Origin of the sequence: Burkholderia sp. LMU1-1-1.1 (genome assembly GCF_040675865.1) — a bacterium.
Lineage (GTDB): Bacteria > Pseudomonadota > Gammaproteobacteria > Burkholderiales > Burkholderiaceae_D > Rugamonas.
In genome coordinates this window covers 109,545-121,974 of the sequence record NZ_JBEGHG010000006.1, presented here as the reverse complement: position 1 = coordinate 121,974, position 12,430 = coordinate 109,545, and the positions used below count along the sequence as shown (strand labels likewise).

The 12,430-nt window shown below is 65.4% G+C and carries 13 protein-coding genes; 6 read left to right on the top strand and 7 right to left on the bottom strand.

Going from position 1 to position 12,430, the window contains the following annotated elements; genetic code table 11:
- Window positions 1–80 precede the first annotated feature (80 nt).
- Entirely contained in the window at window positions 81–698 is a 618-nt protein-coding gene (locus MRBLMU1_RS07370) for a TetR/AcrR family transcriptional regulator (protein WP_363499243.1), read from the top strand.
- A gap of 3 nt (window positions 699–701) precedes the next feature.
- Here the strand turns inward: MRBLMU1_RS07370 and MRBLMU1_RS07365 are convergent, their stop codons facing one another.
- Entirely contained in the window at window positions 702–1,790 is a 1,089-nt protein-coding gene (locus MRBLMU1_RS07365; protein ID WP_363499240.1) for a WD40/YVTN/BNR-like repeat-containing protein, read from the bottom strand.
- A 1-nt stretch (window position 1,791) separates the two neighbouring features.
- Window positions 1,792–2,061: a MoaD/ThiS family protein gene (locus MRBLMU1_RS07360; RefSeq protein WP_363499237.1), complete on the bottom strand. Its 270-nt coding sequence runs from the start codon at window positions 2,059–2,061 to the stop codon at window positions 1,792–1,794.
- A gap of 99 nt (window positions 2,062–2,160) precedes the next feature.
- Between MRBLMU1_RS07360 and MRBLMU1_RS07355 the strand changes: the two genes are divergently transcribed.
- The gene (locus MRBLMU1_RS07355; RefSeq protein WP_363499234.1) at window positions 2,161–2,472 is read left to right on the top strand and encodes a hypothetical protein; all 312 of its coding nucleotides are present in this window, start codon (window positions 2,161–2,163) and stop codon (window positions 2,470–2,472) included.
- Between the two features lie 3 nt (window positions 2,473–2,475).
- Here MRBLMU1_RS07355 and MRBLMU1_RS07350 read toward each other — a convergent pair whose 3' ends face one another.
- The 5 genes from MRBLMU1_RS07350 to MRBLMU1_RS07330 form a co-directional block, all read right to left on the bottom strand.
- Window positions 2,476–2,763: a 2Fe-2S iron-sulfur cluster-binding protein gene (locus MRBLMU1_RS07350; RefSeq protein WP_363499231.1), complete on the bottom strand. Its 288-nt coding sequence runs from the start codon at window positions 2,761–2,763 to the stop codon at window positions 2,476–2,478.
- Window positions 2,764–2,812: 49 nt separating this feature from the next.
- Entirely contained in the window at window positions 2,813–4,474 is a 1,662-nt protein-coding gene (locus MRBLMU1_RS07345) for a methyl-accepting chemotaxis protein (protein WP_363499228.1), read from the bottom strand.
- A gap of 200 nt (window positions 4,475–4,674) precedes the next feature.
- Window positions 4,675–5,601, bottom strand: coding sequence for an ABC transporter permease (locus MRBLMU1_RS07340; protein WP_363499225.1), 927 nt, complete (start codon window positions 5,599–5,601; stop codon window positions 4,675–4,677).
- Window positions 5,598–6,695, bottom strand: a complete 1,098-nt coding sequence (locus MRBLMU1_RS07335) for an ABC transporter permease (RefSeq protein WP_363499222.1) — start codon at window positions 6,693–6,695, stop codon at window positions 5,598–5,600. Before MRBLMU1_RS07335 ends, MRBLMU1_RS07340 begins: the two co-directional genes overlap by 4 nt.
- Complete coding sequence (locus MRBLMU1_RS07330) at window positions 6,682–8,226, bottom strand: ABC transporter ATP-binding protein (protein WP_363499219.1); 1,545 nt, start codon at window positions 8,224–8,226, stop codon at window positions 6,682–6,684. The genes MRBLMU1_RS07335 and MRBLMU1_RS07330 overlap by 14 nt, the downstream gene beginning before the upstream one ends.
- Window positions 8,227–8,449: 223 nt before the next feature.
- Between MRBLMU1_RS07330 and MRBLMU1_RS07325 the strand changes: the two genes are divergently transcribed.
- The 4 genes from MRBLMU1_RS07325 to MRBLMU1_RS07310 all read left to right on the top strand — a co-directional run bounded on the left by MRBLMU1_RS07325 (window position 8,450) and on the right by MRBLMU1_RS07310 (window position 12,427).
- Window positions 8,450–9,223, top strand: coding sequence for a GntR family transcriptional regulator (locus MRBLMU1_RS07325; RefSeq protein ID WP_363499216.1), 774 nt, complete (start codon window positions 8,450–8,452; stop codon window positions 9,221–9,223).
- Between the two features lie 179 nt (window positions 9,224–9,402).
- Window positions 9,403–10,260, top strand: coding sequence for an outer envelope protein (locus tag MRBLMU1_RS07320; RefSeq protein ID WP_363499213.1), 858 nt, complete (start codon window positions 9,403–9,405; stop codon window positions 10,258–10,260).
- Between the two features lie 30 nt (window positions 10,261–10,290).
- On the top strand, window positions 10,291–11,373 hold the full coding sequence (locus tag MRBLMU1_RS07315; RefSeq protein WP_363499210.1) for a BMP family ABC transporter substrate-binding protein: 1,083 nt from the start codon (window positions 10,291–10,293) through the stop codon (window positions 11,371–11,373).
- A gap of 49 nt (window positions 11,374–11,422) precedes the next feature.
- A complete protein-coding gene (locus tag MRBLMU1_RS07310; RefSeq protein WP_363499207.1) occupies window positions 11,423–12,427 on the top strand; it encodes an aromatic ring-hydroxylating dioxygenase subunit alpha in 1,005 nt (334 codons plus the stop codon).
- Window positions 12,428–12,430: the final 3 nt, after the last annotated feature.

Here is a 12,430-nt window from a genome sequence, read left to right as displayed (position 1 = left end):
CGCTCCAGGACAGATAATGTACACTACACAGTGTAGTTCCATTTTTTGAGAAAGTAAACCAGACGGTGTAAAATAAAGTCATGAACCTGCCCCTCAAACTCACCGACCGTAAGCGCCAGGCCGTCGTCGACGCCGCCATTGCCGAGTTCCGCGCCAGCGGTTTCGAGGCGACCAGCATGGACAAGATCGCCGCCACGGCCGGCGTATCGAAGCGCACCGTCTACAACCACTTCCCCAGTAAAGACGAACTGTTCGCGCAAATATTGCATCAATTGTGGGCCAGCACGGCGGCCCTGATGGAAACGCCCTACGTGCCGGAGTTGCCGTTGCGGCAACAGCTGATGGAGATCCTGGGCAAAAAGATGGCGATGCTGCAGGACGCGTACTTCCTGGATCTGGCGCGCGTGGCGATCGCCGAGACGATCCACTCGCCGGCGCGCGCGCACGAGATGGTGGCGCGGCTCAGCGCCAAGGAGGAAGCCGTCACGCAGTGGCTGCGCGCGGCGCAGGCCGACGGCAAGCTGTGCGACGCCGACCCGGTGCTGGCCTCACAGATGCTGCAGGGACAGCTCAAAACCTTCGCCTTCTGGCCGCAGGTCACGCTGAACCAGCCGCCGCTGGACCCGGCCACGCAGCAGAAGGTGCTCGACGCAACCGTCGACATGTTCCTGGCCTACTACGGCCGCGGGGCCGCCTGACCGTCAGGCGAAGCTGACCGCGTAAATCGGCGGCAGGGTGGTGGAGATGGTCTGCCACTGGCCGCCGCCGTCCTCCGACAGCCAGGCGCCGCCGGTAGTCGAACCCATCAGCAACAGCTGGCCGTCGTCGCTGACGGCCAGCCCGTGCCGGTAGACCAGGTCGTAGCAATGCTGCTGCGGCAGGCCGCCGCGCCAGGCGGTGAAACTCTCGCCGCCGTCGACGGTGCGGGTGACGGCCAGCGCCGCGCGCGGCGGCACCCGCTTGCTGTCGGCCTCGGCCGGCACGAACCAGGCGGTCTCGCCGTCGGCCGGGTGGACCGCCACCGCGAAACCGAAATTCGACAGCGGCGCCGCGCGCACCTCGGTCCAGTGGGCGCCGTTGTCGACGCTGCGCCAGATGCCGTTGTGATGCTGGCACCACAGCTTGTCCGGCTCGCCCGCGCAGCGCACGATGCGGTGCGGGTCCTGCACCGCCTCCACCTCGGCCAGCTCGGGCGGCATATAGGTCGCCACCATGCCCTTGGCGCGCGGCGCCCAGCTCTCGCCGCCGTCGCTGGTCAGCCAGGCGCCGCCGCACGACACGCCCACCAGCACCGAGCGGCTGTCGCGCGGATCGACGCAAATGCTGTGGATGCCCGGCACGTCGTAGCCGCCCCCCATCCATTGCGCGCGCTCGGGGAGGTTCCACAGCGGCTCCACCAGATGCCAGCTGTCGCCCCGGTCGTTGGAGCGAAACAAGCCGCCCGGCAGGGTCCCCGCCCACAGCACGCCCGGCTGGTCCGGCCCGCCGGCCGCCAGCGACCAGATTTGCTTGACGGCCCACTCGACCTTGTCGTCGCTGTCTTCCGGCTTGGGCGGAAACGCCGGCGCCGCGATCTCGGTCCACTCGGCCGCGCCCGGGTCGAGCCGGTGCAGCTTGCTGCCGAAATGGCCCAGGCTCAGCGCCGCGTACAGCGTGCCGTCGCGCCGGTCCGGCAGCACCATCGACACCGGATCGCCGAGGAAATGCTGCCGGTCCAGATGCCACGCCTCGTGCGTGCGGTAGATTTCGAACAAGCCCTTGCGGGTCGCGAGATAGGCGCGGTCGGACATATCAGCCTCCTGATAGAGCTTGCAAGATATAGACTTTGGACAGGGGCGCGAGCGCGTCGTTCAAGCGCTCGCGCTCGCGGGTGCGCTGGCCGTCGATGAAGATGACGACGTTTTCGCGCAGGCGGCCCTGCTCGTCGAGCACGTAGCCGCGCAGCCTCGGATGGGCGTCGAAAGCCTGGTCCAGGGCACCGCGTAGATCGGCCGCGTCGGTCTCCACCTGCGGCACGGTCATGAATCGACCCAGTTGCTGGGTAAAAATCAGTTGCGCCATGTTTATTTTCTCATTGGTCGACTGGATTCAACACGGATTCTAACGCGGATTGGCGCCGGTTTCGCTAAAATGAAAACGCGTCAACTACCGGAGCGCCGCATGACGATTACGCCGCAAGAGCTGGAACTGCTGATGCAAGAGGTGGAGAAGGAGGATCCGATCGATTTCGCCGACCTGCCGTTCGACGAGCATGACCTGCGGGGGCTGATTTCGAACCACCTGTGCGAGATGGCCGACGCCATGGAGAATTTCAGCGACGAGGACAAGCATTTGACCTTGCTGGCCGTCGCGGCCAAGCTGGTGCTGGAGAACATGGTGCTCAACATCCAACTGTTGCGGCGCCACGGCGTGCCGCTCAGCGAATCGGCCGACGCGCTGCTGAGCCGCCTGCGCAAAGGGCCCGGGTCGTAGAAATCACGGCACGCGCCTGGCCGCCGGCGCCACGATGACCAGATCTGTTTCCGCCACGGCCACGCACGGCAAGATATACCCTTCGCGCTTCTCGTCCAGGCTCAGTCCCGGCCATTCGATCTTGTAGCGCACCGTGCCGCTCGTGCCCAGGCAGATGCAGGTGCGGCAGGTGCCGTTGCGGCACGAACTGGGCAAACGCACGCCGGCCCGCTCGGCCGCCTCCAGCACCGTCGCCGGCGCCGCCGCGTCGAAACTCCACCCCTGCCCCGCCAATGTCACCGTGCCGCCCATGCCGTCGATTCCAGATCGTCAAAACAGCATGATAAGCGCTATCGGCCCGTCACCCGTGCACGACCAGCTTGAGCTTGGCCTTGGCGGCCGGCTTGACCGGCGGCGGTGCCATCGGCGCGCGCACCGTCCGCTTGGCGTTTTGCAGCTTGAACACCGCGATCGCCTGCGCCACGCAACGGGTCTGCTGCGCCAGGTTGCCCGCCGCGGCGGCGGCCTGCTCCACCAGCGCCGCGTTCTGCTGCGTGATGTCGTCGATCTGGATCACCGCCTCGTTGACCTGGCCGATGCCGGTGCTCTGCTCGCGCGTGGAATTGGAGATCTCCCCCATCACCGCCGACACCTTGCTGACCGACTCGATCACCTCGCCCATGGTCACGCCGGCGCTGTTGGTCAGCAGCGTGCCCGCCTGCACCTTGGAGATCGACATGTCGATCAGCGTCTTGATCTCCTTGGCGGCCGTGGCCGAACGCTGCGCCAGCCCGCGCACCTCGCTGGCGACGACGGCGAAGCCGCGCCCCTGCTCGCCGGCGCGGGCCGCCTCCACCGCTGCGTTCAGCGCCAGGATATTGGTCTGGAAGGCGATGCCATCGATCAGGCCGATGATGTCGAGGATCTTGTTCGACGAGGCGCTGATGTCGCCCATCGTCGACACCACCTGCGAGACGATGCTGCCGCCTTGCGCCGCCACCTGTTTCGCGTGGTCGGCCAGGTCGTTGGCGCTGGCCACGTTGGTGGCGCTCTGCTGCACGGTGGAGGTCAGTTGCTCCATGCTGGCGGCGGTCTGCTGCAGGCTCGACGCCTGCGACTCGGTGCGGCCCGACAGGTCCAGGTTGCCGTTGGCGATTTCGCCGGTCGCCTGCGAGATCTCGTCGAAATTGGCGCGGACGTCGCCGATGATGCTATGCAGGTTGATATTGGTCTGGCGCAGCGCCGCGAGCAGGCGCCCCACCTCGTCGTCGCGGCGCACCTCGATGGTCGCCGTCAGATCGCCGCCGGCCATCATGCGCGCCGCCTTGGTCGCGTGCCCCAGCGGCAGCGCCACATGCAGATACAGGCTGCGGCCGAACACCGCCATGCCCAGCATCGCCAGCGCCGCCAGCCCGCCCAGCCAGCCGCGCGCCTGGTTGATGCCGGCGTCGCCCATGCCCAGCAGGCAGGCCGCCAGCAACGCCAAGGTCGCGCCCATCAGCGCGCAGGCCATGCCGATCTGCGTCCCCAGCGACATGCGCGTCAATCCCGCCACGCGCGCCCACACGCCGGTGGACACGCCACGGCCGTTGACGATGCGCAGGCGGCGCGGATTGCCCGCCTTGAACTGCCGGTACAGGTCGTCCGCCGCGCGCACTTGCTCGCGCGTGGGCTTGGTGCGCACCGACAGGTAGCCGACCGGCTTGCCGTGCTCGATCACCGGCGTGACGTTGGCCAGCACCCAGTAGTAGTCGCCGTTCTTGCAGCGGTTCTTCACCAGGCCGGTCCATGGCATGCCCCCCTTGATGGTCGCCCACAGGTCGGCGAACGCCTCGACCGGCATGTCCGGATGGCGCACGATGTTCTGCGGCGCGCCCATCAGCTCTTCCTCGGTGAAGCCGCTCACTTCGATGAAATAGGGGTTGGCGTAGTTGATATTGCCCTGTAAGTCCGTGCTGGAGACGATGGTCTTGCCATCCTCCATGACGTATTCGTTTTGGGTGATTGGAGTATTGGTGCGCATGGCCCATCCCTCATAGGTTTTATGGATAAAACTTGGAAGTGGACGAACCGGGGGCTGGGGGCCGTCGCGGAACGGCGGCGAAGCCGCCGCCGCTCGATAACGGCAGGATAGATTGAAACCGTTGGTCAAAATCTCTCGAATTGTCGCAATGCTTGTTTATGACAAACAAGAACGGGTATTTGCTGCGTCGAAACAACAGATCAATCCGCTTTGAAGTTCTGCCCCAACGACATTGGTTTGTTGAGCAAGATTGTCTGCGGATTACGGCAGATAATCACCAGCACCACAATGGTGGCCAGATAAGGCAGCATCGACAGGAACTCCGACGGGATCGCCAGTCCCAGCCCTTGGCCGTGGAACTGCAGCACCGTCACGCCACCGAACAGGTAGGCGCCCACCAGCACGCCGCGCGGCTTCCACGTCGCGAACACCACCTGGGCCAGCGCGATCCAGCCGCGTCCCGCCGTCATGCCCTCAACCCACATCGGCGTCAGCGCCAGCGACAAATAGGCGCCACCCAGGCCGGCCATGGCGCCGCCGAACAGCACCGTGCCATAACGCAGCGCGATGACCGGAAAGCCGATCGCGTGGGCGCTGTGCGGCGACTCGCCGACGGCGCGTATCACCAGCCCCAGGCGGGTGCGCGCCAGCATCCAGCCGATCGACACCACCAGCACCACCGACGCGTAGACCATGCCGTCGAAGCGGAACAGCAGCGGGCCGACGAACGGAATCTCCGACAACAGCGGGAAGGTCAGCTGCGGCATGCGCTCCACCGTCTGTCCGACGAAACCGCGCCCCATGAACGCGGAGACGCCGATGCCGAACAAGGTCAGCGCCAGGCCGGTGGCCACCTGGTTGGTTTGCAGGGTCAACACCAGGAAACCGAAGATCAGCGACATCAGCATCCCCGCCGCCATCGCCGCGACAAGCCCGAGCCACATCTGGCCGGTGGCCAGGGTGACGCCGAAGCCTGTCACGGCGCCGACCAGCATCATGCCCTCCATGCCCAGATTGAGCACGCCGGAACGTTCGGTCACCAGCTCGCCCATCGAGGCCACCACCAGCGGCGTGGCGGCGCCCGCCGTGCTGGCGAGGAAAGCGATTAACAGCGCGGTATCGATCATGCGGATTCTCCAACGGCGGCGGTGGTTGCCGGGACGGGGCGCTTGCGCGGTTTGAACCGGTAGTGGATGAACAGGTCGGCCGCCAGCAGGTAAAACAGCAGCAGCCCCTGGAACATGCCGGTGATCGCCGACGGCACCTGCAGCTCGATCTGCGCGGTCTCGCCGCCGATGTACAGCAGCGACATCAGCAACGCCGACAGCACCACGCCCAGCGGATGCAGGCGGCCGACATAGGCGACGATGATCGCCGCGAAGCCGTAGCCGGCCGACACCGATGGCTGCATCTGCCCCAGCGGGCCGGCCACCTCGCCGACGCCGGCCACGCCGGCCAGCGCGCCGCTGACCATGAACGCCAGCCACACGTTGCGCGGTTCGCTGAAGCCAGCGTACAGCGCGGCCGCCGGCGCCATGCCGCTGACCTGCATACGGTAACCGGCGAAGGTGTGCTTGCAGAAGAACCAGGCCGCCGCCGCCGCAAGCAGCGACAGGATGAAGGCGGCGTTGACCCGCAAGCCCTCCACCAGCAGCGGCAGGGTGGCCGACTCGCCGAACATCTTCGACTGCGGAAAATTGAAACCGGCCGGATCGCGCATCGGTCCGTGCACCAGATAACTGAGTAAGTGATAAGCCACGTACACCAGCATCAGGCTGACCAGGATTTCGCTGGTGTTGAAACGGGTGCGCAGCAGCGCCGGTATCGCCGCCCACAGCATGCCGCCCAGCGCGCCGGCGGCCAGCATCAGCGGCAGCACCCACCAGGCCTCGACCTGGTCGAAATACAGCGCCACGGCGCCGGCGGCGATCGCGCCGACGGTCAGCTGGCCGTCGGCGCCGATGTTGGCGACGTTGGCGCGAAAGCCGATCGCCAGGCCCACGCCGCACAGGATCAACGGCGTCGCCTTCAGCAGCAGCTCGCCAACGCCGTACATGGTGGTCCACGGCTTGATGAAATACACGTGGAAGGCGTGCAGCGGTTCCTGTCCGAGGAAAAAGAACAGCACGGAGCCGGTCAGCAGCATGGCCGCCGCCGCGATCAGCGGCGACGCCAGCATCATGCGGCGCGAAGGTTCCGGACGTTTTTCAAGCCTGGACATGGTCCGCTCCCTCGTATGCGAAATCGCCGCTCATCCACACGCCGATCTGGTTGATGCTGGTGCCGGCGGCCGGCACGGCGCGCGACAGGCGGCCGTCGGCCAGCACCGCGATGCGGTCGCTCAGCATGAATAATTCGTCGAGCTCCTCGGACAGAACCAGTACCGCCACGCCCTGGTCGCGCATATCGAGGATGGCCTGGCGTATCAGCATGGCGGCGCCGACGTCCACGCCCCATGTCGGCTGCGCGAACACCATCACCTTCGGCGCCAGCGCGATCTCGCGGCCGACGATGAACTTCTGCAGATTGCCGCCGGAAAGGCTGGAGGCGGCCGACTGCTCGCCGCCGCACTTGACCTTGAAACGGTCGATGACCTTGCGCGCGAAGTCGCGCACCGCGCCGCGCTGTATCAGGCCGTTCCTGACCATGCCGGTGTTGGCCGCCGGCAGATAGCCGGTCAGCAGCGCGTTGTCGGCCAGCGACAGCTCCGGCGCGGCGCCGCGTCCCAGGCGCTCCTCCGGCACGAAGCCCAGCCCCAATTGCCGGCGCCGGGCCGCATCGAGCGCGCCCACATCCAGCGTGCCAAGGCGAATGGCGCCGGCACCTGCCCGGAGCGGACGCTCGCCGGAGATCGCCTTCAACAGCTCCTGCTGGCCGTTGCCGGAGATGCCGGCGATGCCGACGATCTCGCCGCCGCGCAGCTCAAGGTTGATGTCCTTGAGGCGCGTGCCGAAGGGGTCTTCGCTGTCGACGCTCAGGCCGTCGATGGAAAGCATCACCTCCCCCGGCGCGCGCGGCGTGTTGACGCACACCGGCAGCTCGCGCCCGATCATCAACTCGGCCAGCGAGCGCGCGCTTTCCTGTTTCGGGTTGGCGGTGCCGGACACGCGCCCGCCGCGCAGCACCGTCGCCTTGTCGCACAGCGACTGGATTTCGTCGAGTTTGTGGCTGATATACAGGATGCTCACCCCTTCGGAGGCCAGGCGTCGCAGCGATTCGAACAATTTAAGCACGGCGTCGGGCGTCAGCACGGAGGTCGGCTCGTCCATGATCAGCAGCCGTGGCGATTGCAACAGGCAGCGCACGATCTCCACCCGCTGCCGCTCGCCCACCGACATGCTGTGCACCAGCCGCTGCGGATCGAGCGGCAGGCCGTATTGTTCCGAGACGGTTCGGATGCGCGGCGCCAGTTCGGCCGGCGTCACCTTCTCGTCCAGCGCCAGCGCGATGTTCTCGGCCACCGTCAATGTCTCGAACACCGCGAAGTGCTGGAACACCATGCCGATGCCCAGCTTGCGCGCATCGTGCGGCGAATTGATATGGACCTGGCGTCCCTCCCAGATCACCTGGCCGTCATCGGGCTTGGTCACGCCGTAAATGATCTTCATCAGCGTGCTTTTGCCGGCGCCGTTCTCGCCCAGCACCGCATGGATCTCGCCCGGCATCACGGTCAGGTCGACGTCGGCGTTGGCCACCACGGACGGGTAGATCTTCGAGATGCCGAGCATCTGCAGGCGGGGTGCTTCCTTCATCCGCTGTCCTTATCGTATACAAAGTAGTCACGTCGTAAGACGCAAGTAACATGCCACGCGCGGCCCGGGGCGGCGCGCCCTTTTGGACGGAAGGACGCACTAAAGATGACCTGAACATCACCAAAAACGTGCGCCGCATGTTCAGGGTTGTACACAACCCGCATGCCAGTGTGAGCACACTTCCTGCTTATACATGCGTATGTATTCAACGGAGATTCAACAGATGTCATCCACCAGTTCCGCACGCCCACAAGGCAAACGCACCAGCGCAGGCAAGGCCGAACCGGCCGTACCGGCCACGGGCAAAGGCGCGCCGCTCAAGCGCGGCACCACCGGCGTCGACATGCGCATCTACCGCGCCGTCGTCAACGCCGTCATGAGCCACCGCCTGCCGCCCGGCACCCATCTGGGCGAAGCCGATTTCTGCGAGCTGTATCAAGTCAGCCGCACCACCGTGCGCAAGGCGCTGCAAAGGCTGGCGCACGACCACATCATCGAACTGCGTCCCAATCGCGGCGCCGTCATCGCCTCGCCCACGCCGGAGGAGGCGCGCGACATTTTCGCCGCGCGCCGCGCCATCGAACGCGAGATCATGCCGCTGGTGATACGCAACGCCACGCCGGCCTCGCTGCGGCAGATACGCGCCGCGCTCGAAGCGGAGGACCAGGCGCGCCTGACGGGCGACCGCGCCGGCTGGATACGACTGGGCGGCGAATTCCACATCCTGCTGGCCGAACTGGCCGGCAACCACGTACTGCAGCGCTTCATGGGCGAACTGGTATCGCGCTGTTCGCTGATCATCGCGCTCTACGAAAAGCCCGGCGCGCCGATGTGCGGCAACCACGAACACCAGGATCTGGCGACGCTGATCGAACAAGGAAAAGTCAGCGAAGCCACCCACCTGATCGAGCACCACCTGTTGGAGATAGAGGCACGCCTGCGCCTCGACACCACCCACAAAAAGGTCAACCTGGCCGAAGCCCTATCAGGCCTTTAAAAGCAAAGCCAGGCCAGAAAATCAAGCTCCGCCAACGAGCCGCCAACAGCGTATGGGAAAACAACTGGCCCGCAACTTGCTAGAAAAAGAAACCAAGATTGCATCCAATCCCAAAGCGAGATTGGATACAAAAATAGTTCGTTCATACCGCCCTTCACCCACTGACTGGAGTTCGCACGATGTCCCAACTCGCAACCCGCACCGCCGCTGTACTAGTACTTCTCGCCACCTGCGCCTGCGCAGCCCAAGCCGCGGACTGGAGCGACACCTCAATCGGCTACCGTTACGGCACCCGGTTCGCCGAGCCGTTCAACAACACCGACATCACCAAGAACATCGTCAACTTCAGCCACGTATCGGGCTACAAATACGGCAAGAACTTCTTCAACGTCGACTTCCTGATGTCTTCGCACGACGACCCCTCGTCGGCCGGAGCGGCCAGCGGTGCGCACGAAGCCTACGCGGTGTACCGCCACACGCTCGACCTGGGCAAGGTCACGGGAAGCAACTGGGCCTTCGGCCCGGTGCGCGGCGTCGGCGCCACCCTTGGCTTCGACTACAACAGCAAAACCGACGCCGGCTACAACTCCAAGAAACGCATGGTCGTCGCCGGCCCGACCCTGATGATGGACGTACCGGGCTTCCTCGATATCAGTCTGCTCGCGCTATGGGAGAGCAACGCGCCGTTCAACACCTACACCAATGTCGCCACGCCGCGCTACCGCTACGACACGCACGCCATGCTCACCGCCGCGTGGGGCATCCCGTTCAACATCGGCATTCCGCTGTCGTTCGAAGGCTACGCCAACTTCATCGACAAGAAAGGCAAGGACGAATTCGGCGGCGACACCGCGCGCGAAACCAACATCGACATGCAGATCATGTACGACGCCAGCGCCGTCGTCAGCGCGCCGAAGAACACCTTCAAGATCGGCGTCGAATACCAGTACTGGAAAAACAAATTCGGCAACTCCGACAAGAACAACCCCGGCGCCACGGCCAGAACGCCGATGGTCCGCGCGGAATACCACTTCTAATCCACACACTTCACCGCTAAAGGAAACCGCATGATGAATCGTCGCACACTGATCGCGCTGGCCACGCTGGCCGCCACCCTCGGCGCCGCCGCCCTCCCCGCGCTGGCGGCCGAACCGCTGAAGATCGGCTTCGTCTACGTCGGCCCAGTCGGCGACGCCGGCTGGACCTACGCCCACGACCAGGGCCGCCTGGCGATGGAAAAAGCGCTGGCCGGCAAAGTCAAATCCACCTACGTGGAAAACGTGCCGGAAGGCGCCGACGCCGAGCGCGTGATCCGCAAGCTGGTCGCCGAAGGGAACAAGCTGATTTTCACCACCTCGTTCGGCTACATGAACCCGACCGAGAAAGTGGCCAAGTCGGCTCCCGGCGTGGTGTTCCTGCACGCCACCGGCTTCAAGACCGGCAAGAACCTGGGCACCTACGAATCGCGCCTGTACGAGGGCGCGTACCTGAACGGCATCCTGGCCGGCAAAATGACCAAGTCCAAGACGCTGGGCTTCATCGCCTCGTTCCCGGTGCCTGAAGTCATCCGCAACATCAACGCCTTCACCTTGGGCGCGCAAAGCGTCAATCCCGGCATCAAGACCAAGGTGATCTGGGTGAACTCGTGGTACGACCCGGCCAAGGAACGCCAGGCGGCGGAAACCCTGGTGGCGCAGGGCGCCGACGTCATGGCGCAAAACACCGACTCGCCGGCCACCTTGCAGGTCGCGCAGGAAAAAGGCGTGTACGCCTTCGGCTGGGACTCGGACATGTCGCGCTTCGCACCGAAGGCCCACCTGACCGCCGCCACCAACGACTGGTCGGGCTACTACATCGATACCGCCAAGGCGGTCCTCGCCGGCACCTGGAAAACCGGCGACTACCGCGGCGGCATGAAGGAAGGCATGGTCAAGATGTCGAAGCTGAACGCGGTCGTACCGGCCGACGCGGCCAAGATCTTCGAGGAGAAGAAGGCCGCGCTGACGGCGGGCACCTTCAACCCGTTCACAGGTCCGATCAAGGACCAGTCGGGCGCGGTCAAATACGCGGCCGGCGTCGCCGTGCCGCTGAAGGACCTGCTGTCGATGAACTTCTACGTGCAGGGCGTGGACGGCGCGATTCCAAAATAGGGCGCAGGCCAAGGCGGAGCCCATCACGGCTCCGTCCAGCGGAACAACCATGATGATCGATCCCGTTCTATTTAACGACTGGCATCCGGTTGCGCTGTCCGCGCGGATCGTGGCCGGCGCCATCACCGCCACCGACCTGCTGGACACGCGCCTCGCCTTGTGGCGCGACAGCGGCGGCACCGTACACGCATGGGAAGACCGCTGCCCGCATCGCGGCACGCGCCTGTCGCTGGGCGGGATAGCCGACGACACGCTGCGCTGCGCCTATCACGGCTGGCGCTTCGACGGCGAAGGCCGCTGCCGGCACATCCCCGCGCTGCCGGACCTGGAACCCGACAAGCTGAAAGCGCGGGTCGGCACCTTCCACACGCAGGAAAAATACGGGATGGTATGGGTTTGCATCGGTACGCCTTCCATATCCGGGCCGCCGCGCTTTCCCGAATTCGCGGACGAACGTCTGCGCAAGGTCTGGTGCGGCCCGTATGACGTGCAAAGCAGCGGGCCGCGCATCGTCGAGAATTTCCTCGACATGGCGCACTTCGCCTTTGTGCACGACGGCATACTGGGCGTGCCGGAACAAGCGGCGATTCCCGACTACACGGTCGAGACCTTCGACGACGCCGACCACGGCAGCGGCGTGTGGGCCAAACAGTGCCGCGCATGGCAGCCGCAAGCCAGCAAGGCCGCCACCGGCGGCAGCGACATCGAATACACCTACCGCGTGGTGCGGCCGCTGACGGCGATACTGACCAAGCATCCGCCGGGCGGCATCGCCGAGGCGATCGCGCTGCTACCGCAGCCGCTGACCGAGACCACCACACGCGTGTGGATCATCATGGCGCTGGACGATTTCACCTCCGACGACGAGGCCCTACGCGCCTTCCAGGACACCATCTTCCTGCAGGACCTGCCGATTCTGGAAAGCCAGAGCCCCGCGCGGCTGCCGCTGATCCCCGGCGCGGAAGTGTCGGTGGCATGCGACCGCATGTCGCTGGCCTATCGCAATTACCTGAAGCGGCAGAACGTGCGCTACGGCGTGCTGCGCGAGGACTAAACA